The 23,760-nt window shown below is 47.3% G+C and carries 18 protein-coding genes and 3 tRNA genes; 17 read left to right on the top strand and 4 right to left on the bottom strand.

Features of this window, described 5'->3' with window-relative positions:
- Positions 1-26: 26 nt before the first annotated feature.
- The 6 genes from MSMTP_RS03600 (at position 27) to cobT (ending at position 6,923) form a co-directional block, all read left to right on the top strand.
- Entirely contained in the window at positions 27-1,184 is a 1,158-nt protein-coding gene (locus MSMTP_RS03600) for an MFS transporter (protein ID WP_048177860.1), read from the top strand.
- 205 nt (positions 1,185-1,389) lie between these two features.
- Positions 1,390-1,875: an RNA-binding protein gene (locus MSMTP_RS03595; RefSeq protein ID WP_048177859.1), complete on the top strand. Its 486-nt coding sequence runs from the start codon at positions 1,390-1,392 to the stop codon at positions 1,873-1,875.
- A gap of 258 nt (positions 1,876-2,133) precedes the next feature.
- Positions 2,134-2,514, top strand: coding sequence for a cell division protein SepF (sepF, locus tag MSMTP_RS03590; RefSeq protein WP_048177858.1), 381 nt, complete (start codon positions 2,134-2,136; stop codon positions 2,512-2,514).
- Positions 2,511-3,155, top strand: coding sequence for a ZPR1 zinc finger domain-containing protein (locus MSMTP_RS03585; protein WP_048177857.1), 645 nt, complete (start codon positions 2,511-2,513; stop codon positions 3,153-3,155). Before sepF ends, MSMTP_RS03585 begins: the two co-directional genes overlap by 4 nt.
- Before the next feature lie 589 nt (positions 3,156-3,744).
- A complete protein-coding gene (gene proS, locus MSMTP_RS03580; protein WP_048177856.1) occupies positions 3,745-5,187 on the top strand; it encodes a proline--tRNA ligase in 1,443 nt (480 codons plus the stop codon).
- Between the two features lie 689 nt (positions 5,188-5,876).
- The gene (gene cobT, locus MSMTP_RS03575; protein ID WP_048177855.1) at positions 5,877-6,923 is read left to right on the top strand and encodes a nicotinate mononucleotide-dependent phosphoribosyltransferase CobT; all 1,047 of its coding nucleotides are present in this window, start codon (positions 5,877-5,879) and stop codon (positions 6,921-6,923) included.
- A 254-nt stretch (positions 6,924-7,177) separates the two neighbouring features.
- Here cobT and MSMTP_RS03570 read toward each other — a convergent pair whose 3' ends face one another.
- Positions 7,178-7,411, bottom strand: a complete 234-nt coding sequence (locus MSMTP_RS03570; protein ID WP_048177854.1) for a hypothetical protein — start codon at positions 7,409-7,411, stop codon at positions 7,178-7,180.
- Between the two features lie 763 nt (positions 7,412-8,174).
- Between MSMTP_RS03570 and MSMTP_RS03560 the strand changes: the two genes are divergently transcribed.
- The 6 genes from MSMTP_RS03560 to MSMTP_RS03535 all read left to right on the top strand — a co-directional run bounded on the left by MSMTP_RS03560 (position 8,175) and on the right by MSMTP_RS03535 (position 12,910).
- A tRNA-Asn gene (locus MSMTP_RS03560) sits at positions 8,175-8,247 on the top strand.
- Positions 8,248-8,310: 63 nt separating this feature from the next.
- A tRNA-Ile gene (locus MSMTP_RS03555) sits at positions 8,311-8,388 on the top strand.
- Positions 8,389-8,545: 157 nt separating this feature from the next.
- A tRNA-Asn gene (locus MSMTP_RS03550) sits at positions 8,546-8,618 on the top strand.
- A 576-nt stretch (positions 8,619-9,194) separates the two neighbouring features.
- Positions 9,195-10,118, top strand: a complete 924-nt coding sequence (locus MSMTP_RS03545; protein WP_048177852.1) for an aldolase — start codon at positions 9,195-9,197, stop codon at positions 10,116-10,118.
- A 123-nt stretch (positions 10,119-10,241) separates the two neighbouring features.
- Positions 10,242-11,675, top strand: a complete 1,434-nt coding sequence (pyk, locus tag MSMTP_RS03540; RefSeq protein WP_048182611.1) for a pyruvate kinase — start codon at positions 10,242-10,244, stop codon at positions 11,673-11,675.
- A 329-nt stretch (positions 11,676-12,004) separates the two neighbouring features.
- A complete protein-coding gene (locus MSMTP_RS03535; protein WP_048177851.1) occupies positions 12,005-12,910 on the top strand; it encodes a hypothetical protein in 906 nt (301 codons plus the stop codon).
- A gap of 253 nt (positions 12,911-13,163) precedes the next feature.
- Here MSMTP_RS03535 and MSMTP_RS03530 read toward each other — a convergent pair whose 3' ends face one another.
- The 3 genes from MSMTP_RS03530 to MSMTP_RS03520 form a co-directional block, all read right to left on the bottom strand.
- Entirely contained in the window at positions 13,164-15,872 is a 2,709-nt protein-coding gene (locus tag MSMTP_RS03530) for a serine/threonine-protein kinase (protein ID WP_197076133.1), read from the bottom strand.
- Between the two features lie 274 nt (positions 15,873-16,146).
- Complete coding sequence (locus tag MSMTP_RS03525) at positions 16,147-18,093, bottom strand: hypothetical protein (RefSeq protein WP_048177850.1); 1,947 nt, start codon at positions 18,091-18,093, stop codon at positions 16,147-16,149.
- Between the two features lie 158 nt (positions 18,094-18,251).
- Entirely contained in the window at positions 18,252-18,785 is a 534-nt protein-coding gene (locus MSMTP_RS03520; protein ID WP_048177849.1) for a hypothetical protein, read from the bottom strand.
- A gap of 393 nt (positions 18,786-19,178) precedes the next feature.
- Here MSMTP_RS03520 and MSMTP_RS03515 point away from each other — a divergent pair, with 393 nt between their 5' ends.
- The 5 genes from MSMTP_RS03515 to MSMTP_RS03495 all read left to right on the top strand — a co-directional run bounded on the left by MSMTP_RS03515 (position 19,179) and on the right by MSMTP_RS03495 (position 23,662).
- The gene (locus MSMTP_RS03515) at positions 19,179-19,790 is read left to right on the top strand and encodes a hypothetical protein (RefSeq protein ID WP_048177848.1); all 612 of its coding nucleotides are present in this window, start codon (positions 19,179-19,181) and stop codon (positions 19,788-19,790) included.
- Between the two features lie 69 nt (positions 19,791-19,859).
- A complete protein-coding gene (locus MSMTP_RS03510) occupies positions 19,860-20,459 on the top strand; it encodes a hypothetical protein (RefSeq protein WP_048177847.1) in 600 nt (199 codons plus the stop codon).
- Between the two features lie 55 nt (positions 20,460-20,514).
- Positions 20,515-20,856 carry a tetratricopeptide repeat protein gene (locus MSMTP_RS03505; protein ID WP_048177846.1) on the top strand — a complete coding sequence of 114 codons (342 nt, stop codon included), beginning with the start codon at positions 20,515-20,517 and terminating at the stop codon, positions 20,854-20,856.
- A gap of 213 nt (positions 20,857-21,069) precedes the next feature.
- Positions 21,070-22,320, top strand: coding sequence for a 26S protease regulatory subunit (locus tag MSMTP_RS03500; protein ID WP_048177845.1), 1,251 nt, complete (start codon positions 21,070-21,072; stop codon positions 22,318-22,320).
- A gap of 283 nt (positions 22,321-22,603) precedes the next feature.
- A complete protein-coding gene (locus MSMTP_RS03495) occupies positions 22,604-23,662 on the top strand; it encodes a tetratricopeptide repeat protein (RefSeq protein ID WP_052718260.1) in 1,059 nt (352 codons plus the stop codon).
- Positions 23,663-23,760 lie beyond the last annotated feature (98 nt).

Here is a 23,760-nt window from a genome sequence, read left to right as displayed (position 1 = left end):
AAAGAAAAAACAAGAAAGAATAATCTATGAACTCAAGAAAACTCATACTCTACTCCTCGGTCTTTGCGGTCCAGGGACTCTGCAATGCAGCGATTCCTGTCCTTCCGGAACTTGCAGGAGGGAGCACAAACTCTGCCGCAGCCTCGAACCTGATCTACTCCGGATATTTTCTGGGGGCATTTCTCACTCTTCTTCCCTTCGGGATCCTTGCAGACAGGATAGGAAACCTGAAAGTTGCGGGACTCGGGATTCTGCTGACTGCCCTCTCGGGCCTTGCCATATTCCTATCTGGCAACCTCTGGGTCCTGGGGATTTCCAGGTTTGTAGAAGGCATGGGATGCGGGGCATTTTTCCCGGCAGCCTTTTCCATGATAGCCGAATGGAAAGACAGCAAACACAGCCTGGGAGAGTTCAATTTCCTGCTAAATGCCGGACTTGCAGCCGGGGTTCTTTTAGCGGGGCTGCTCGCAGGACAGGGTATTAAGACCGCAATCGGAATCTTCACCCTGCTGGCGGGGCTTTCCACCGCATTCCTTCTCACGGAAACCGGGGAACTTCTGACCTCCGGGGGAAATGCAATAAAGCAATCCACCAGATTTCGAAAGGTCAGTCCTGCCAAAAGGAACCAGGGAATGTCCTTCTTTTCCGAACTTAGCCGCCAGCTGAAAAAAAGCTGCGAAGCGCTTTTCGGAAGGAGCTTCGGGAAAATCTGGAGCACTTCGGTCCTGCTCTACGGGACCACCGGACTGCTGACTGCAAATTTCCCGGAATACAGTGCGGACTTCCTGACAAAGCCGGAACTGGGGATTGCGATTTCTGCTTCATACCTGGCCGCAATGTTGAGTTCCCTGGCCGCAGGCAGGACTAAGGCAGGATATAAAACCATAATCAGGGTAGGGATAACCTTTGCAGTTACAGGGATCCTGCTTTCCGTAAAGTTGCCCCTGCTGGCTTTTGCCTTGATAGGGGCAGGGGGGGGAGCCGCGGTGGTTGGCCTGGTCACGGCCGTCTCCCGGATCAGCTCCAGCGGCTTTGCAATGGGGCTTTTCAACACAGGAATCTATGCAGGGTTGGGCCTGGTCCCCGTGTTAGGGAGCCTCTTCCTGGGCCATTTCAGTTACGAAGAGGTTTTCCTTGGTAGTGCCCTGGCACTCCTCCTGATGCTTTTTGTGAAAATTGATTGACTTGCTTGAGTGAATATTGAGTCAATGAAAGCAGGAGCTCCGGGGCAAAAAATACCCGGAGGAAAAATAAGGAACTCAGGGAAAGGAGACAAGAAACCCTACCCCGAAAAGAATGAGGAAGTTGCAAAAACTTCGCACAAGCTTTAAAAAGCCAAAAACCCCTATGCTATAGCAATACAGAATTTTTTGATATTTGGGTGATTGGTTGAAGATAAGATCCAGAGTTCAACTAAGGAAAAATGCGAAGAACAAACTTGTAAAGGAACTTGTTTCCCTTTTCGGAGAAGGGATTTCCGGACTGGCCGACAGCAACTTCGAAAAGCTAATCACGGACGAATACACCCTCATCCTGGTGGGAGGCAAACCTCTGATTTTTGAAGTGGAAGGAAAGCTTTTCCCTACCGTCCGCGGAGCCCTTGAACTGGAGCTCAAGCAGCGTCTTGTTGTCGTGGATAAAGGGGCAGTCCGCTTTGTTTCGAAAGGTGCGGACGTTATGAGCCCCGGAATCGTAGACGCAGACCCGGAAATAAAGGAAGGTGAACTTGTGATCATCGTAGAAGAGACCCACGGAAAAGCCCTTGCAATAGGGAGAGCCCTTATGGACGGCTCCACGATGGCAGAGTCAGATTCCGGAAAAGCCATCAAGTCAATTACTTATGTTGGAGATAAACTCTGGAACCTGGAAGTCTGAAAAAGTCCCGGCCCCACAGCATACGGGGCTAAAGGCTCCAGAAAATGACCTGAAAACAATCAGACCTGAAAACAACCGGACTTGAAAACGATCAGATCTGAAACCGATCAGATCTGAAAACAACCCGGACACCCCCCAAAAAAGGACATCTTATGTAAAGGAAATCAGGGCCTTTTTTAACAGCAAATTTAATTAGTTATAGATTTCAATATAGGAAAGTACTATCTAAATTAAAAAAAATAGAAAAGGCGTGCATAGATGGCGAAACTCATAGACAAGATCCTTGGCGGCAACGTAAAAAGCGCGACCATTGCCGACGACTACACGGAAATTGACCTCAGCAAGTATGAGGAGGTCCTTGAGGACGAACCTGCGGAAACCTACATAAAAATTGCAGAAATAACGAACATCAACCAGGTAGCCGCACTGAAACAGGAAGTGTACAACGGGAACATCCTGATGATCGACATTTCGACCATCCGGAGTGACGAACTGCTGAGGGATAGGGTTTTAAAAGAGCTCAAAGATGTAGTGGTTGACGTCCACGGAGACATTGCAGGAGTTAAAGGAAGTACTGTGATCGTAACCCCCACGGGCGTAAAGATAGACAGATCCAAACTCATTGGTGGAAGATATTGAACAAAGATTTTTTTACACAAGAAAGTTTTGAGACCCGGGTCTCCTGCCCACTCTGTCACAGTGAAATGGTGATGCACTGGCAGAGGGATAATATCCCATATTTCGGGGATGTCATGTACATAAGTGCGAATTGCAAATGCAGTTTCCGCTTTGCAGACACCATGATCCTCACAAGCAAGGAGCCTATGCGTTATGAACTGACAGTTGAAAACTTGGAAGATCTGGACGCAAGGGTCATACGTTCGACCTCAGGCACCATCCGCATCCCGGAGATGGGGATCAATATCGAGCCTGGAGCGGTTTCGGACTCATACATAACGAACATCGAAGGTGTACTGCAGCGGGTCCGGGATGTCCTGGAAATGGCAGGTAGATGGGTAAAAGATGATGAAGAAAGGTTATCCCGCAGCCAGGACCTTCTCTGCATGCTCGATGAAGTGCTCGAGGGCAAAAGAACGATTACGGTCATAGTCGAAGACCCCATGGGAAACAGTGCGATAATTTCAAAGAAAGTCAGGGAATACAAACTCACTAAGGAAGAAATTGAAAAGCTCAACACAGGTATGATCGTATTCGATGTTGATAAATCCGAACTGGAAATGGACGTATCGGACAATGTCCAGCCTCTCGGAGGAAACTAATTCTTTTTTCCCGATTATTCAATAGTTCGGAAAGGGGCCCGGGGACCAGAAAAACCGCATAGTTTTCATACAGTGCTCACGCAGTACTCATATAGTGCCAGCATCGTACCCGTATGGCTCCAGAATCTACCCAAATAGTTGTCAACTTTTATCCCTGTATACCAGCTTTTATTTAAAAACAAAACACTACATTTGTCCCTATATACGCACTTGCACCCTTCACGGTTAAGTTTAAACCCCTTAAAATTACGGTTATAACCCCACACAATTAATTTTACATCCCCTTAAATTAACTTAAATCCCTAAAAGTAACTTAAAACCCTTAAATTAACTTAAATCCCTAAAAGTAACTTAAATCCCTTAAATTAACTTAAATCCCTAAAAGTAACTTAAAACCCTAAAAGTAACTTAAATCCCTTAAATTAACTTAAATCCCTTAAATTAACTTAAAACCCCCCTTACAATTCAAACAGGGAATCCCTGCACACCTTTCGAAATTACATTTGAACCCTTTAATATTACGTTTACACCCTTCAGGATTTGAATCCATCATAAGAATTAATTGATATTACGGTAATACGGTGAAGCTATGGCAGAAAGTGAAAAAGAAGCAGCACTCCCTCCAAAAGAGGAATTTAGCGATTGGTACAACGACCTCCTGTGGATGGCCGAGATCATGGACGTCCGCTACCCGGTAAAGGGGCTCTACGTCTGGTACCCCTTTGGTTTCGCAATTAGGAGGAGCACTTACGGGATAATCCGGGAAATCCTTGACGAAAGCGGACACCAGGAAACCCTCTTTCCCCTGCTGATCCCCGAAAACGAGTTCATGAAGGAAGCCGAGCATATCAAAGGCTTCGAAGATGAGGTTTACTGGGTGACTCACGGAGGAAAAGACCCCCTGGACGTTCCCCTGGCGCTTCGCCCCACCAGCGAGACTGCTATTTACCCCATGTACAGGATCTGGATCAGGTCCCACGCGGACTTCCCCCTCAAGCTCTACCAGGTAGTAAACACCTTCCGCTATGAGACAAAGCACACCCGCCCCCTTATCCGGCTCAGGGAGATTACCTCTTTCAAGGAAGCTCACACCGTGCACGCCACCTGGGAAGATGCCGAAGCCCAGGTAAAGGAAGCCGTGGAGCTTTACACCGAGATGTACCGCAGGCTTGCGGTCCCGGTACTCCGTTCAAGGAGACCTGAATGGGACAAGTTCCCGGGAGCCGACTATACAGATGCCATTGACGCCATGATGCCGGACGGAAAGACCCTGCAGATAGGGACCTGCCACCACCTCGGGGACAACTTCGCAAAGACCTTTGACATCACCTATGAGGACCCAGATGGGGAACAGCGCTACGCTCACCAGACCTGTTACGGGATTTCCGAGCGGTCCATTGCAGCGACCATCTCCATCCACGGAGATGACAAAGGCCTTGTCCTGCCCCCGGAGATCGCCCCTGTCCAGGCAGTGGTCATCCCGATCATTTTCAAGAAAGGGGCAGAAGAAGTCCTTGCAGCCTGCAAAGACGTCCAGGCCCGGCTGAAGAGGGTTGGCGTCAGGGTGGAAATCGACTCAAGTGACCTTCGGCCCGGAGCAAAGTACTACAGGTGGGAAATGAAGGGAGTTCCCCTCCGCCTTGAAATCGGGCCCCGCGACCTGCAGAACAACGTGGCAGTTGCAGTCCGGAGAGACACAGGAGAAAAAGAGCAGATTCCCCTCCCGGAAATTGAAACAGGAGTACTTTCCAGGTTCGAAGCGATCCATACCAGCCTCTATGAAAAGGCGAAAGCCGAACTTGAAAACCGGATCTTTGCCTGTTCAGACCTCGAAGAAGTCAAGGAAAAACTCCCGGACGGCGTGCCTACGATCCACTGGTGTGGCAAGAAGGACTGCGGACTTGCTATGGAAGACCGTATCGGAGCCGGAATTCTCGGCATCCCCCTGGACCAGGAAGGAACGGATGAAGGAAAATGCCCTATCTGCGGCGAAGAGACCAGAACCCGCGTGTATGTGGCAAGAACCTACTGAAAAAAATTACTTCTACAGCCTGCCCAGGAAAAACCAGGGGCAGGCGAAATATATTATTTGAACTGGAATTGAGGGTGTCCTCCGGGAGACATCCCTATTCACAGGAAAACTTCTTTTTTTTAAATGTTGGCATTTGCCCATAATCGGAAGAAATATAAAATCATATATAATTAAAATAGTCATATGACCCGGAAAACTGTTCATTGGATATATAAACCGGGAGATTATTGCTTTATCGGCATCCAGTCGCCGGAATCTGCCAGTAGGCCAAAAACACACTAAAAAACTAAAAAACACTAAAAAACACTAAAAAACTAAAAAACACTAAAAAACTAAAAAAACTAAAAAAACTAAAAAACACTAAAAAAACTGACAAAAAGTATACACAATTGATCTTTATTAGGCGTTAAAAAGAGATTAGCCACATGAAGTCGTAATTAAACTAAAATAAAGTAAAGTTAACTTGAGCAAGAACAAATTTTATTTTATTGTTGATTAAGATTAAATATTATTTAGTCGATAAATCTTTCATATATTTATCAGATATGTATTCGCACCTCAGGCACTAATTCAAAAATCACAGAAATCACACTATTAAACCACACTATTAGTGCGAAATACAGTACGAAATATCACATATTTATAGAAAATTTACCTGGAGTTAATTTTAATTATAAAGGAGATATGATATGGCCTGGATTGAACCGGAAATACCAGCGAAACCTAAAAACCCGTTGTTCTTATGCGTGCTTTCGAACACGAAGACCGCGCACATCCCGAAGCTCTCAGCCGCAGGAAAAACCGCCGAACTCACGGACTATACACCTGCTGGGGACGCGGAACTCATGGAAACCGGAAACATAATCAGTGTGCCCGTGCTGCCCATGACACCCCCCTATGACACCCCAACCCCTGCTATCATGACCCGCTCGGCGCTGAAGCTCACCGGGACTCCTTACCATTTTGTAAATTCAGGCCTTATCGTGACTCCGGGAGTTCCATGCATCGACCTGAAAGCAAACCCGGGAGAAGACATCAGGGAAGCTATTGCTGTAAGGGATGTGCAGGGAATCTACGAACGCGCAAAGTTCCTGGCCAAGAGGCTCAGGGACCACACCGACCACGTAGTTATAGGGGAAAGTATTCCTGGCGGGACGACTACTGCCAAGGGGGTCTTGAGCGCACTTGGTTATGACGGGAATGTCAGCAGCAGTGCAGACGAAAACCCTCTGGAACTGAAAAATAGGGTAGTTGCCGAAGGGCTGGAAGCCTCAGGCCTGACCTTTGGAAGCCTGAAAGACGACCCCATGAAAGCCATCGCCTGTATGGGAGACCCCATGATGCCTGCAGTGGTCGGCCTTGCTGCAGGATTCCAGGAAAAGGGTGTTAAGGTTGTTCTCGGCGGCGGGACCCAGATGGCAGCTGTCTATGCCCTGATCAAGCACCTGGGGATCAACACCGAAAATATCTCCATCGCTACCACCCGCTATGTAGTTGAAGACAAATCGGCAAACTTTATGGAACTTGCCAAAAATCTGGGCGTGCCCGTCTATGTTGCAGACCCCGGATTTGGGAAATCTACCATGAAAGGGCTCCACAGGTACGAAGCGGGAACAATCAAAGAGGGAGCAGGAGCAGGCGGGGCCATGTACCTTGCAGGCCTCCACGAGATCAGCCAGGACGAGTTCAGGAGCGAAGTAGAAAACGTCTGCAAAGTGCTCAAGGCAGGGGAATGAGATTTTCAGATTCTCATGCCCCTCAACTTTTACAAAATAGGAAATAATACCAGATTTTTCAAGCATTTTTTTTCAAATCTTTTTTTCAAACCTTTTTTTCAATAAAGTCCAAACGGATAAGAGAAGCTTAAAGAAGAGAAAGAACCTCAAAAAAAGTTGAAAAAAGGTATTGAGAAGCAAGAGCCTTTTAAGGCTCATCTTCAAAACAATATTATTTTTCGATTGGGCCGAACTGTAACATATATATTCCGGAATTAAATTTCAGTCAGAAACTCCGGGTTACTCTCAGTGCATTCCATATTCTTGAGAGTGCTAATCCCGCTTACAGGCACCTGCCCCTTAAGTACACAGGACGTTTCAAACAGGCAGGCAGCCGAACTTATGCGTCCGCATTTACGGCAGTAGTAGAGAACGTTTGAACCTACTACCTGACGTTTCAGGCGGGTGTCGCATGTGCTGCAGTAAACGGAGGCATTGAATTCATCCATTAAGGGCCCTCATTCGTAAATCATAATTGAGTCAAGTCTTGCAGTACCTATTCGTGTCCAGTATTTGCAGATCGGACAGTACTGGAGTTCCCTGCTTGCACTCATTTTCAGTTCGGCATTACATTTTGGGCATGTTTTAAGATATTTCGTTTGATAAACCCCCTTAGATCCATTTTTAGCGGTCGGACCGAAACAGGACCAAAAAGCTCGAAACAGCAACGGAAAAAAGCCGTATACTGCTCTATCGAAAAAGACCACACTGCTCTAAACAATACCTGAAAGTACTGGAACAGCACTGTCCCCAGGTCCTCAACTGTTCGAAAGACGCGTGCAGGCCATCCCTGACTCCACACGATTCAAATTCCCCCGGGCAGGTTTCAGCATAAAGCAGATTAAATTGACCGGAACGAAACCGTTCCGTGGCCAAACCTGTCCATTACGTCGCACAACAATTCAAACGTAATCTCATATATTGTCCCCAAAAGCATATAAGGTTTGGTATACAGCTAAGGAACCTGAACCAGAAGAACATAAACCGGAACACACCACCCCACTCGCGGGTGCACCTGGCAAATAATTGAAAACAGATTGCAGCGCTGAGGCAGAGAGAAATCTTTCACAATCCACACATTTCTGCAGTCTTAAGTTGTTTGGCCGAGATATCCCCGGAAAGGCCCACCCAAGGCGTAATATATAAATACTATTATCGCTTTAGGAGTGTTCGCGACAGGGTGAGCAAAAAAGGGCACACCCGATACCAAGAGCCGCCATAACTCAGTTGGTAGAGTGTCTGGCTGTTAACCAGAATGTCGTAGGTTCGAGCCCTGCTGGCGGCGTAAGTCATTTGCAATTTTTATAACGCTTTTTCAAGCAGTTCAAAAACGATCAAGAAGCGCTGGGGGCCTGTAGCTCAGTCCGGTTAGAGCGCTCGGCTCATAACCGAGTGGTCGCTGGTTCAAATCCGGTCAGGCCCACCATAAACTATTTATTGAAAAACTCAATAGTACGAGAGCCTGAAAAACATCTGTATAAGCACGTCCGGACGATTCAATTCCGTGCGGTTCAAGTCAGTACGGTTCAGGACAGTACAATCCAAGGAAAAGCTCTTTTAGAGAGCCAGTTCCCAACCAAAATGCCGCCATAACTCAGTTGGTAGAGTGTCTGGCTGTTAACCAGAATGTCGTAGGTTCGAGCCCTGCTGGCGGCGTAAATCCTGTTTTGTTATAATTCTACTTTTTTAGGCACATATTTTCCATTCTGGAGCACATACCATCCTTAGGGTTACTTCAAGGACCACATGATCTTCTTAGGACCATATTTCCCATTTCGGAACAGACAATTTTTAGGACCACACCCCCTTTTAACCACAATATAACTTACCAGCTCAATCAACAAGGTTTGTATCAACTGCCTATGTATTCAAACCCCCGAAATACTTAATAATTCCAAATAGAATATTCATAATGTAGAAAAGTGGGGAAATTAGAAAGACTGACATTTATAAACTAACAGCAAAGAGGGAAAATTTAAAGAATATCCGGGGATTTTACCCGGCCAGCCTTAAATATAGAGTTTCATTACCAGAATCGTATTCCGTTACCTGAGAACTGAATAAAACCCCTTTTTGCTTTCGGCTCTGACCCTGATTATTAATACAGAACACGTTTTTGTGAAAATAATTAAGCCAGTTGGAAAGATATAGATAAATACGGTTTCAAAGTATCTACTAGCATCAATCTCGCAAAGTATCATAACAGCATCAATCAAAATGAGGTTTACAGACATGGTTTCAATTAAAAGTGAAGACGTAATCGTACCTTTAGACGTGCCAAAAACAATGCGCGAAACATACGTAAAAAATTATATGGAAATCACCAGAAACACCGGCAGGCTCATGCTTTTTGCGGGAGACCAGAAGGTTGAACACTTAAACGACGACTTTTTCGGGGAAGGCATCCCTGAAGACGACGCTGACCCTGAGCACCTCTTTAAGATCGCAGCCGGAAGCAAGATCGGAGTCTTTGCAACCCAGCTCGGTCTGATTGCCCGCTACGGCATGGACTATCCTGACGTACCTTATCTTGTGAAGGTGAACTCCAAGACCCACCTCGTGAAAACCGCACAAGCTGACCCCTTCAGCAACCTCTGGCTTGACGTTGACCAGGTTGCCGAGTTTAAGGAAAACAGCGAACTCAAGATAATGGGAGTCGGTTACACCATCTACCTGGGCAGTGAGTTCGAAGCCGAGATGCTCGTACAGGCCGCACAGGTCGTTTACGACGCCCATCAGCATGGGATGGTCACAGTGCTCTGGATCTACCCCCGCGGGGAAGCCGTGGGAGATGAAAAGGACCCGCACCTCATAGCCGGAGCAACCGGAGCAGGGGCATGCCTGGGAGCCGACTTCGTGAAGGTCAACTACCCGAAGAAAAACGGCGAATCCTCCGCCGAGATATTCAGGGAAGCTGTAAAGGCAGCAGGGCGCTCCAAAGTTGTCTGTGCCGGTGGTTCAAGCGACGACCCCGAAGCCTTCCTGAAGAAACTCCACGCCCAGATCCACATTTCGGGAGCAGAAGGAAACGCAACCGGCAGAAACGTCCACCAAAAAACTCTGGACGAAGCCATCCGCATGTGCAACGCCATATATGCAATAACAGTGGAAAACACAAGCGTGGAAGAAGCCCTGAAAATCTATAAAGGCGAATAATCATAATTACCGTTAATGCCCGGATCTTAAGGGCATCATGTAATTGAAAGAATAAAGATCCCAAAAACGGCTTTGAAAAAAGGCTTTAAAAAAAGGCTTTGAACATTGAAAGGCCGTGAAAATATGCAATTTCCGGACCACAAGACAAAGATCGTATGCACCATAGGCCCTGCCTCCTCTTCCGAGAGCATGCTCAGGGAAATGATGCTAAAAGGCATGAACGTGGCAAGGATCAACTTTGCCCATGGAGACTTCGAGAGTCACGGAGAGATGATCGGGCGAGTCCGCAAGGTCGCGGAGGAACTTGATCGGGTCGTAGCCATCCTTGCAGACCTCCCGGGCCCCAAGATCCGCATAGGCAAGCTTGAAAAAGAACCCATTATGCTTCACAAGGGGCAAAGGGTCACCCTAACCGTGAAAGATGTCCTGGGCACTGAAGAACGCATCCCGGTCAGCTACGAACAGCTCCCGGAGAGTGTGGAGAAAGGAAGCCTCATCTACCTGAGGGACGGCTTTATCCAGCTCCGCTGTCTCGAGGTTTCCGGGAAGGACGTGAATTGTGAAATCCTTATAGGAGGGGAACTCTTTTCCCACAAAGGGTTGAACCTGCCCGGGGCAAAGATTTTCCTGGACACGGTGACTGAAAGAGACCTTGAAATCCTGGAGTTTGCCCTTGACGAAGGAGTGGACACCTTCAGCGTTTCTTTCGTGGAAAAGGCAGAGGACATCCGGAAGGTCCGGAACTTTGCGGCAGACCGGGGAAAAGCCGTCTACGTAGTTGCCAAGATCGAACGTGGGCAGGCAGTCCAGAACATCGACGGGATCCTGGAAGAAGCCGATGCCCTGATGGTTGCCAGGGGAGACCTCGGGGTGGAAATCCCAATTCAGGAGATGCCGGCAGTTCAGAAAGAACTCATTTACAAAGCCAAACTCCTCGGAATCCCGGTGATCACGGCTACCCAGATGCTGATATCCATGACCGATAACGTCCGCCCCACCAGGGCCGAAGCGACGGACGTTGCCAACGCCATCCTGGACGGAACGGATGCGGTAATGCTCTCGGAAGAAACCGCAGTCGGGAGCTACCCCGCCGAAACCGTGGAAATGATGGCAAAAATCGCAAAAGCCACCGAGAACTGGCGTATCAGGACGAAATGGGGGCTCGACACAATTCTCCAGGGTATCCTGGCAAGGGAAATGTCCGTGGACGAAGTTATCACCCTCCAGGTCCACGAAGCGCTCCAGAAGCTTCCCGTGGCTGCCATCCTTACCCCGACCCGGAGCGGGGCAACCCCGCGCAGGATCTCCCGTTTCAAGCCCGAACCCTGGATCCTGGCTTTCAGCCGTTTCCCGAAAACCTGCAGCTGCCTCTCCCTATCCTATGGGGTCTACCCGATTTATGTCAAAGACCCGATTGAAGGCTGGGAGGAAAAAGCTACGGAGAAGGCGAAAGAGCTCGGCTTAGCAAAGACCGGAGACCTCGTAATCTACACCCAGGGCCCAGCCTCCGGAAAACCGGGAGGTACCAACGTACTAAAGATCCTCACGATGGATTAAATTCGGGAAACCCCGAAATCCATAAAACTTTATATGTAACTTTAGCTTTTGACTCTTACCTTTATTTTTAGCTTCAATTTTTAGCTCCAATTTTAGCTTCAGTTTTTGCATTTAACTTAAAATTCAATTCAAGAAATCAATTCAAAAATTCAATTCAAAAATTCAATTCAAAAATTCAATTCAAAAATTCAATTCAAAAATTCAATTCAAACCATTTTCTGAATTCAGGAAAAACAAATACGAAAAATTATTCATGCCAATAAATTTAGATACCAGATGTATGTTTTTACATTCAAGAGTAATTTACCTGACCTTATGAGGAGTCACTAATGAAAAAGAAAAAGGACCCAGCAACAAAAAACCAGAAATATTTGGCCATTTTCCTGGCCGCAACGATGTTTCTATCAGTCTTTGTGGTCTTAGTCAATACTAACTCTAAAACAGATAAAGATACCCCGGTTCCTGTAGAAGGAACAGAGGAAGCCCAGATTATCGCATTCTACCAGGTCCCTGGAAAGCAGGTCCAGCATGAATTTAATTCCCTTGCCGACGGGCTGGAAATGTCACCAGGGGGACCGGTCAACGCCCTCTATGTTGATCTCCAAAAAACGGAAGGCACGCCCTTTGAAATGGCCCTCGGGGACATGGAAATGATAAATAACTTCTATGGTGCCGAAGTTACGAAAAGATACAGTGCAAATTACGCCGACGGAAAAGGTTTTGAACTTCACCAGATTCCTGAGCAGCAAATTATTATGCCCTGGGGAGCCGTCGAGTACAGCGGCTACCAGCTCCTTGCCAGGACCAACAACACTTACGACATCTGGAACGTTGTCGGAAACCCCGTGATCCTCGGTTCCCGCCAGAATGTTGAAAGCGTAATCGACGTCATGGAAGGAAACACAACTTCTGCCCACGAATATGATTACCTCCTGAACCAGGCATCTCCGGAAGACAGCATCTACCAGGAAGTCTTCACAAACACAGGGTTTGAAGAAGTCCCCTTCGCCCAGTACTACAAAGACATCAGAAAACTCGATGACGGGAGTTACAGCCAGACAACCATCTTCCAGAACCCCGAACCCGAGCTTACGGAAAAGATAACGACAATGCAGGCAAACTGCAGCGAGCGCAATGTCAGCTATGAAGTGACCAGCGAAGGTAACATTACCAAACTCATAATAACCGCAGACTTCATGAGCCTGAACAACGAAACCAGCCTGCTTTTGGCATAAAGCAGGTTAAATTTTTCCTTTTTTCGTATTCCTTTTTCCAATAGGACACTTATTCATTTCCGGTTCATTCTTTTCCTATTTATTTATAGTCAAGGACCCAAATTCTTTCACCAATCTCAAGTGAAAGTTTAACCACAGAAAGCCCGGAAAACCCGGAATAAAGGAGATAGAGGCACAATTCTTCCATGTCTTCCGTGTCTTCCGTGGTTATATGTAAGTGTAAATATTTACGTTCGAGACTATAATTTCCGGTTCATTCTTTCCCGGATTCACTCTCAATTCTCCCAAGCAGGACTTTGAGGCTTTCTTCGAACTCCTTTCCTACGGGAATCCCGTTCCAGACCATGTACTCCAGCTGAGAAATCGCACTGTCAAGTTCCGGGAGGTTTTCCCCGGCATAACCCCGGAGGTCTTCCAGAGCTTTCAAAAGTTCGGGCTTCTCGTTAACACCTGCATAAAGAAGAGCAACCTTTGCGGTCTTTTCAACCACTTCACAGACAATCTTTTTGATATCTTCCCGGCTCGTGCTTATTTTGAGGGTCTGTTTTGTCTTTTCCAGGCTTTCTTTCATTTCATCTTCTTCCCGGTCCAGCCTTTCGAGAGCGTCGAGGGCTGCAAGGAATTCCGGGACTTCCTGGTACCGGTCCGCTTTTTCCTGAGCAAGCATCTTTTCAACGATACCTTCGTAACGGCTAAGGGTTGGGTTGACTCTGGAAATAGCTTCGGGCTTTACTTCTTTGGAGAGAATTTTTCCGAGAACGGCTCCCATGGAACACCCGGAATAGGGAAGTTTCCCGCAAAGGAGTTCGTAAAAGATCATCCCGAGCTGGTAGATGTCAGTCCTCCTGTCAGGTTTCCCGTAAAGCTTTTCATCGAGCTGTTCGGGAGCTGCGTAGAGGGGAGAATAGGCGTTGTGAGTGGTCAGGGAGTTTCTAGCCCCTATTTTCGCAAGCCCGAAGTCTGTGATCTTCGGGTCCAGGTCACTCTGGAGGAGCACGTTAAGGGGTTTTAAGTCGTGGTGGTAAATTCCCCTGGAATGGGCATGGGAAAGCCCTGCCGCAATTCCCCGGATAAGCTTCAAAGCTCCGGCTTCGGGCAGGGGTTTCGGGTACTTTTCAAGTTCCAGGATCGAAATGCCGTCTTTTTCCACCCCTTCAACATATTCCATCTCCAGGTAAGGCACGGGCAGGAGGTCGGACTTATACAGCCTTACGATGTTCGGATGGTTCAGGTTGTACCAGGCAGCCACTTCTTTTATGAAAGAGGAGCTGGTCTTTTCGTCAATCCGCGGAATTTTCAGGGCCAAAATTTCGCCATCATCCTTCCTCTTTGCCTTATAAACAGATGCAAAGCCGCCTTTTCCGAGCAGCTCAAAAGGCTCGTATTTTGAAAGGAGCGCAGCAGGGAAACCTTCAACAGGGGAAAGCTCACCGTCACCGGGCAGGGAAACCTTTTCTCCCACGTTCTCTTCCCCTGCCCCTTCGACCTGCTGTTCACCACCCGTAGGCACAGATTCAGGCGCAGGTGCAGGTGCAGGTGCATATGTGGAAGCCGCATTCTGCGGAACCGCATCAGTCATCGGAGGGATGGGATCTATAACAGGGGAACCTTTTACCGGGGGGGCCGCATCAACTGGAGAAGCCGACGCAGGAACTCCTTTTTCCTCTGGGATTTTTTCTTTTTTCAGCTTTTTCCAGCCAAAGCCCTTTTTCTCACCCTTATTGTCCATTTTCTTATTTTCTTCGCTTTTACTGTCCTTACTTTTATTTTCTTTGCTTTTGCCAGCTGCTTTCACTTCATAATCCGATGCCCTGCCAGGATCGGAAGTACTGGAGACACTTTGACTACCGGAAGGATTTGAAGGACTTGAAGAACCAGAAGGATCCGGAGAAACCGGAGACATTGCAGCCTTTGCCTTCTTTTTAGATCTTCTCCGCTTTAGCAAAAATAGCCCGCCCACGATAAAGAGCAGGAAAAGAAGTCCACCACCCTCACCGGAGGAATCGTCAGGGTTTTCCGGCGCCACCTGACCGGCAGAAGAACTCTGAGCTCTCTCGGACATTTCCCCGGCAAAGTTCAGCCGCTCTACCGGAAAGTCCCAGAAAAGTTCCCTGGAAACCGAATAACCCTGTATAAATTCATAATCGGGATAATAAATCCAGAAAAGGTCTTCAGTCGAGTCATAGATCCAGACGATTCCGAGATCTCCTTCCCTTTGCCAGGCAACTTCTCTGGCTTCAGGCTCCCCGTAGACTCGCCACAGGTCTTCCCTGGATTCATAAACGGCCAGAATCCCGTTGTAAGGGGAATACATCAAAAAAAAGTCTCTTGCAGGAGCATAACTCCAGAAATAGCCCTCGTTTTCAGTCCTATGCCAGACCAGACTGTCAACCAGTTCTTCATTGGTAAGGAAAGGCTCCGATTCGGATGAAAGTGAAGAATCTACCCCCTCTTCTACAACCCAGTCCTCAGCCCACTCCTCGGTCCAGTCTTCATACTCGACACTTTCAGCACCCCCGGCATCAGGAAACATTTCCCCGGCATCAACATAATCCCAGACAAGGTCCGGGTCAGGTTCATATGCCCAGTAAGCTGCATTGTAGGAGTCATACAGAAAAATCTGTTCAGAACCGGAGTCGTAGGCAAAGATTTCGTATTCAGTTGCCCCTTGAACCCAAAAAAGAACGTAGTGACCTGATGGATCATTATCCAGGCCATAACTTATCGAATATCCGGTAAGCCCTGAGATTTCCCCATTATACACATCCAGTTTCCAGAAGACGTCGTCGAGAGGGTCATATACCCAGAAAACATCGTTTATCCCGTCGTACATCCCATAGATGTCATTGGTAGGTTCATAGACCCAGGGATTCTCATCACCGGACCCGGCTGCCGCGCACTGGACCATGCAGCCGAGCAGGACCAGAAGTAAGAACAGTTGAAGGGGGGGTTTTCTAGTCATAGGAATCACCAGGGTTGAAAGTGAGTTATTTTGAACCTGAATTGTTTCGAATATGGGTTATTTTGAATCGGAGTTGTTTTGAATTTGGGTTGTTTTGAGGCTTAATTGTTTTAAACAAGAGTTGTTTTGAGATGGAATTTTTTTGAGCCGGAGTATTTTAAACTTATTCTGAAATTATTTTAAAACAATTAAGAATATATTTTACAGCGCTATAAGTATTTTCTTAAATGGTTTTCAGGAGATTCAGGGAATCTACGAATTCCATAAACCCCAATTACGCCCCTTCCCGCATCAGAACGAGCCCCACATCCTCAACAAACTGGATCTTCAAGCCCCCTTCATCAGCATAATCGTAAAACAGAGACTTAAGAGCAGGGGTGTTCCCGAAGCTTTTCATCAGGTCGCCAAAGACCACGTAATCTTTTACGAGAAGCCCGTCTTCTATCGCTTTCCGGACCTCAAGTTTCAATTTTTCGCTCTTTTCGGATTCGGTTTCCATCTCACAGATTCCTGCAAACTCCTTTGCGAGGGTGTCGTGAGGGTTGTAGAGCTGCTTTCCGGTTTCAAGGTCAAGAAGGCAGACTGAGAGGTATTTTGAGAGGAAGTTCCGGTGGAAGTCATCGCTGCTGATGTAGCTGCCCACGGCATCTTCAAAACCGGTAGGAGAGGCAAGGCAGAGGAGAGCAGATTCTCCTTTTTCCCGGGCTTCGTCCCTGGCGTCCACAAGGTAGGCATTGACGTCTTTGAGTTCCAGGGGATCAGTGTCATAGCCAAACTCTGCATAGCGCTCCACGCGGGCGGAGAAGAGGGCTTTGAGGTCGTACCTCTGCTTTTTCCCGAGGAGCTTCTTTTCCACGAAAGAAGCAAGAAGGGCTCGGTTTTCGGGAAGGTTTTTCAGGTCCCGCTCGGAGAGCCCGAAGCTTTCGGCAAAGCGGGAGGTATCAACCTGCTTGATTTCCCTGGGGGAGTCCACTTTGTAGTTTTTCCCGCAGAGGGTTACCGAGTTTCCGAGTTTGTGCTCGACCCTGCCAATGAAATTCAACTCATACTGCTTAACTTCTTCAAGTTTGACGTACCTGCTGCCCTTTCCTTCTATCAGGGCTTTTTCTTCCGAAAGCCGCCTGAACTTTTCTTCAACCTTTGCCTTATCGGCAGCCATTTCAGTGGCCTGCTTTTCCGCCAGCTCTTTTTCAGCAGCAAGGGCCTGGATCTGTTCTTCAACCTTTGCTTTTTCGGACTCAAGGGCTTTTATCTGTTCTTCGCTTCCGGACCTTTCAGCCTGCATCTCCCTGAGCCTGGACTCAGCTTCGGCTTTCTGGGAGGCAATTTCCTGTAGCTGGGACTCAGCCCGGGACTTATCTTCGGCCACTGCCTGAAGGAGAGACTCGGCTTCATCCCTCTTTTCGGAAAGCAGCTTAATCCGGGCTTCTGCTTCTTCCTTTTCGGATTCAAGGCCCTGGGCCTCGGCTTCAGCATGGGCTTTTTCAGCCTCCGCCTGTATCAGACTTTCTTCTGCAAGGGTTTTTTCCGTACCCAGTTTTTCAAGCTCTGCCTCGGCAAGTTCCTTTTCTGCCTCAGCCCTTTCTTTTTCCGCGCCAAGCTCCCTCGTGCTTGCCTTGACCTTTGCATCGGTTGCGGATTCCCAGGATTTAATGAGAGACTTGAGCCAGTCCAGTTCCAGGACCGAGGAACTGACGGCGGAGTTGAGCTTTTCCTTGTAGCCGTCCCATTTTTTCTTCAGGTAATAGCGCAGAGTGAGCCTGAGGGAAGGGTCATCGAGCTGTTCACCCACCCAGGAGTCCATGGAAACGTAATAGTCCCTGAGAAGCTCGAGTACCTTATCGTCTTTCTGGAGGAGTTTTTTCCGTATATCGTCTGCAGAGAGGATTTCAAAGAGGTTGTAGCGCTCAATTTTCCTGTAAAGTGCAACTTCTTCGGCACTGAAGATGTTTGCAGCCCCGAAAAATTCCCCGTTTTCCCTGAAACTTGCCGCAAGCACCAGGAGCGCACCATCAAAAAGGGAGCAGAAGTGCTGGTCAAGGTCTTTAAGAAACGTCCCGCATTCTTCATCCAGGTAGCTGTCGTAATTCATCCGGATTTTATTCCAGAGATCGACTCTTCGCTCAAAGGCATCGTGTTTTACGGGCATCCCCACTTTCAGAACCCTTTTTGCGGGCTTCAGAAGTTTTTCAGCACAATCGATATTTCCCTCTGCAAACAATGTACTCACCCTACCGTCTAAGAAATCTACTCGTCTTCCCTGCTGATATTCTTAAATTATTTTCAGTACTTTTATTATATTCAGTACTTTGTTATTTATATTACTTTTATTTTCAGTGCTATTTTGCATAAACGGTCTTCTGAATTTATGTCCCTTAGTTATCCAAGGAAAATTCTCATTTCTTCATCAAGCTTATCGGCAATAAAATCAACAACGTTTCCATATCCTTCGACGCTGATTACAAAGCGGAGAGCCCTTTCTTCCCCCTCGTCCCCACCAGCACAACCGATCCAGCGGATCTCAAGTTCTGCCTGCCCTTTTTTTGTGTAAGCGGTGTAGTAACTGGCACTCTCAGTGGAATACTCAAAGCTGGCCCCGAGCTTGCTCATAAGATAATTCAAAAAGCTCTGGATAGCTTCAAACCTCTCAGGGCTCTCATAAACAAGTTTTCGGCTCTGTTTTTCAACGGACGGCTCATACGGCTCAATCCGAAAAATCTCCACCTTTCCGGCATCAATATCGAGCCTTGAATAGAGGTCTTCAATGAACTCGTCCACGTCGGGGCCTTTGAAGAGCAGCACGGCGCCCCTGGGCTTTTTTACCTTTGCCCTATCACTCCACCGCTCGACAGTATAATCGATCCGTTTGCGTTCGGCGTCCGAACCGTAATCAATGGTAAACAGATATTCCATCTTTAAAGAGTAGGGAGATCGCCCTATATAAATTTACCTCCGTTTTGGATATATGAAGTTTTCAGGAAATTTATTAAAATTCAGAATTTGGGAAATTGAGGGTTATTCTCCATATTGGAGGAAAATTTATATAGCACGTACTCGCTAATAATCTATCAAGACTTAAAGTCATGAAAAATAAGCATCTGAACTCAGCAAGAGAGCAAAATATACCAAAAACAACTTGAAAAAAATAAAATATAACAACTAAAACGATCAAATAGACATTAGAAATTAAACTTGAAAATAACATTAAAAATTAAACTGGAAAATAACATTAGAAATTAAACTTGAAAGTAGACATTACAAATTAAACTTGAAATCAGGCAAGAAATAACTCCGCAGGTGATGAGCATGGGAATCAAGGACATAATGGACTCGTTTAAGAAGAACCCGGTTGACAAACTGAACACTAGAGACCTCCAGGAAGAGGAGATCCGCCTGAAGAACCGTATGGAAAGGATCAGGAAAGACATCAATAAGATCGAGAAGGACAAGAAGCAGAAGTTCCAGGAGGGAGTCGGGGCAGACATGATGAAAAAGAAGATGCTTGCCCAGGAAATTAAGCAGCTTGACACCGAAGCCCGGCTTAAGCTCAAGAACTTCACGACCATCAACAAGCAGTACATGTTCGTCTCCAACCTGACTGTGGTCAAGAAGTACGAACAGGACCTCAAGAAAAACAAGATCTGGGACAAGATAGGAGAAATTGGCTCCGAGAACTTCGAAAGTGCCCTCATCAACACCAGCCTTGTTGGAAAAGACTTCGATGAAGTCCTGAATGACCTGAACAGGGTTTTCGAGATGGACATAACCGAATTCGAAGCAGGGGAAGACGAAGCCGAGTCCCAGCTCCTTGACGCCTGGAGCAGCGTTGAAACCGGGGCAATGGACGTGGACGAGGTCGAGCAGACCATCTCCCTTGAAAAGAGCCTTGAGAAGGAAAGGGAAGAAACCGAGTTTTGAAAGACCTGACGCCTACAAGATAAGAAGCATTACAGCACAGGAGCCTAAAAAATTAGAGGGAGAGAAAGGATGGGCATCTTTTCAAAACTGTTCGGAAGCAAGGACCCGATTGACTCCATGAAGACCGAAGAACTCCGGGTCATGGAGATTAAACTGAACCGCAAGATCGAAGACCTCCAGGCTGAAGTCAGGGCAACGGAAAGTGAGGTAGCTAAACTTTTCGAAAAAGCAAAAGCCGCCAAATCAAAAAGTGAAGAACTCACCCTGGCCCGCAGGATCAAGACAGTTTCCCAGAGAAAGGAGATGAAAATCGCCGCCCAGGCGAAACTCGATAAGGAACTCCGGGCTGTCTCCAACATGCTGATCCTCAAGGAGCACCAGGCTGACCTCCAGGCAACAGGGGTCTGGGACAAGGTCAAGAAACTCGAGCCCGAAAAGCTCGAAAACTGGCTTGTCAACCAGAACCTGGAAGCCCAGGACCGGGACGAGATTGTCTCTTCCATCATTGACATGACCTCCACGGCCATGCTGACCGGAGTCGAGCAGGAAGATGACCTGGACGATATCCTGAGCGCAATCCACGCCGTAAAAGAAGGGGACCTTGACCCTGAAGAAGCAGAAGAAGTCGTGAATGATAACAAGGAGTACAGGCCAAAAGACCTGGAATAAATCCGGTATAAAAATCCATATAAACTCCGTGTAAAAAACTTAGGGAGGCAGAGCTTTGGGACTGAAAGGATTCTTAGAACAAATATTTACTAAAAAAATCGACGGAAAAACTTCCCAGGACTGGTTCGAGCAGGGCGCAAAGGAAAAAGACCCTGCAAAAAAGGTTGAGTGCTTCGGCAATGTGGTAAAGCTGAAGCCAAATTTTGCAGGCGCCTTGAACCTTCTGGGAAATGCCCATGCCGAACTGGGAGAGTACAAAGAGGCAATGAAATGCTATGAAGAAGCCCTTTCAATCCGTCCCTCCTACAGGGAAGCCCTGTACAATAAAGAAAATCTTGAGAAAAAGATGAAAGAGGCTGAGGCAGAAGCCGGAACAAAAGCCGGGAAAGGAGAATAAAGGCTCCGGAAATAAGTTCCAAAATAAATTCAGGAATACGGTATCCGGAAAATAAAAGCCAAAAAAACCACGGAAGACACGGAAAGCACGGAAGGGTTGTGCCCTATTTCCTTTATTCCGTGTTTTCCGTGCTTTCTGTGGTTAAATTGTCACTTGAGATTTATGAAAAAATTTGGGTTATTGACTATAATTAAGACGCCATGAGGTGCACAAATGAAAGTTGATCTGACAGGCCCCCTGTACTCCTCCCTGGAAAACGCCACAAAAGATTACAAGCAGGCAAAAGCCGAAGGAAACGCCGGGAAGGCAAAGAAAAAAGCCCTGGAATGCGCAAAAATAATGAAAGTCCTTGCCGAAAAAGTCCCGTCCCAGAAAAATGCCTACCTTGAAAAAGCCGAAAAGTGGGAAAGGATGGCTGGTAATGTGGAAAATTCCATCAGGGCACAAAGGGAAGGGTCTTCACGTTCCGGAAAATCCAGGGGAAGAACTGGGAGCGGTCCGGACAGGACAGGAGGAGGCGGAAGTGGAAGCGGAAATGGAAGTTCCGGAGGGGCGGAAGTCGAAGGTGAAGACGAACTGCTCGCTCAAGCCGAAGCCCTTATTGAGAAATCTTCTGTCCACTGGGACGACATCGGCGGCCTTGAAGAAGTCAAGCGCCTTATGAAAGAAACCATAGCCATTGCCGGGCTCCAGAAACCAAGCTCGGTCAAACCCTGGAAAGGCATCATGCTCTTCGGGCCCCCGGGGACCGGAAAGACTCTCCTTGCTGCCGCTGCCGCCGGCAGCCTTGATGCCGAATTTTTCAATGTAAAAGCTGACAATGTGCTTTCCAAGTACTTCGGAGAATCCTCAAAACTGGTTTCCGCCCTCTATAAAGCCGCCCGGAACCATGCCCCATCAATTGTTTTCATTGACGAGTTTGACTCCATCAGCCTCTCCAGGGAAGGCGAAACCAGCGAGTCCTCCCGCCGCCTGCTCTCGACCCTCCTCTCGGAACTCGACGGCCTGCAGGACAAGAAGAGCAACAGGCTAATGCTCACCCTGGCAGCCACCAACACCCCCTGGGACCTGGACGCAGCCGTCCTCTCAAGGTTCCCGCGCCGTATCATGGTGCCCCTCCCGGACAAAAGCGCCTGCAAGGAGATTATCAAGATCCACATAAAGGACCTTGACTCCTCAAAGCTTGACCTGGAAAAGCTCGCTTCCACCTGCGTTGAAAAGTTCTACGCCGGCCGCGACCTCCAGAACCTCTGCCAGCAGGCTATGTGGAACATGATCCGGGAAGAGAATAAAGACCTGGATAAGCTTGCGGAACTGCCTTACAAGGAACTTGAGAAGAGGAAGCTGAATGTAACTTCCCTTAAGTTTGATTATTTTGAAACGGCGTTTGAGAAGATAAGGTCGCCCCTGACGAAAGCGCAGCTTGCGAAGTATGAGAAATGGAATGAGGAGTTCGGAGGCTGAGAGTTCTACCTTCACCTGTCCCTTTCCGTAAAACTCACTAGCACCCCGTCTCTTTTTCCTTCCAAGCCTCTGAAAGAGTTCTGGTATCACGGAGTTACCCGGGAAAACATCTGTGATTGAGTACTCATACTTGACCCCATATTGACCAGCTGGCCACATATAAGACAGGTGATTGCAAGTCAATATAAGATTTTAAAAAATTATGGAATGAAATAAAAAGTTTTAAAAGGTTGAACTTCGTAAAGGACAAGAATTAAAAAAGCCATACCTGGCTTTTGGGGACATGTATCTATGGGGTGATACAATTAGTCGAAGGAAAAAAAATGGGGAAACCGGAAATAACGTTATTAACCGTAAACGGGCTAAAGAATGGTTTGAGAAGGGCCTGGACACATCAGACCCGGAAGAAAAATTGCTGTATTACGCCAGGGCCTTAAAAAGCAATCCTGAGTATGTTGAAGCCTGGATTGAAAAAGGAAATACCCTGCTGGAACTCGGGGTTGCAGAAAGTGCAAGCAAATGTTATGACAGGGCTCTTGAAATCGGCCCTGACTCCCTGAAAACACTGGTATATAAAGGGAATGCCCTTTTCGCTGCAGCCAGGTACGGAGAAGCCGTTGAATGTTATAAAAAGATCCTTTCCCGGGAACCTGAGACTGCCGAGACCTGGCTCAATAAAGGAATTTCTTATACTCGAATTGGAAATGCGCAAAAAGCCCTCTACTGTTTTGACAGAGCCATTTCCATTGAACCTGAATTTTCAAAAGTCTGGCTTTGTATGGGAGATACCCTGGAAACTATCGGGAAGTGTGAAGAAGCACTTGAGGCTTATGAGAAGGGACTTTCAATAGGCCCTGAAGATGCTTCTTCCTGGACCAGAAAGGGAAAAGTACTCCGCAAACTTAAAAAGCATGAGGAAGCCCTCGAAGCCCTCAAAAAAGCCCTCTGGCTAAACCCGGCATCTTTCAGGGCCTGGGGAAGCATGGCAGCTTCATTCTACGTGCTTGAGAGATACGAGGAAGCGCTTGAAGCCTGTGACAGAGCCATTGAACTTGAACCGGAGTTTGCAGGCCCGTGGAATGACAGGGGGATTGTTTTAGTTAAATTAGGAAAACTCGAAGAAGCCCTTGAAGCATATGAAAAAGCGCTGGAACTAAGGATGGACAATGCAAATATCTGGTTCAACATGTGCGACGTCCTGGCCACCCTCGGGAGATACGAAGATGCCTTGGGATGTTATAATAAAGCTCTCAAGCTAGATCCCCGGTCAACTGCTGCCTGGAATGAAAAAGGAAATTTCCTCCAGAAACTCGGAAGGCCGGAAGAAACCCTCAAAGCTTGAAAAAACCTCAGGGTCTGGAAAGTTCTGAAAGCTTGAAAAAACCTTGAAGCTGGCAAGACAAAAAAACCGGGATTCAATAAACATACATCAGATAGCGT

It is taken from the genome of Methanosarcina sp. MTP4, assembly GCF_000970045.1.
GTDB lineage: Archaea > Halobacteriota > Methanosarcinia > Methanosarcinales > Methanosarcinaceae > MTP4.
This window is presented reverse-complemented; position numbering and strand designations above follow the sequence as displayed.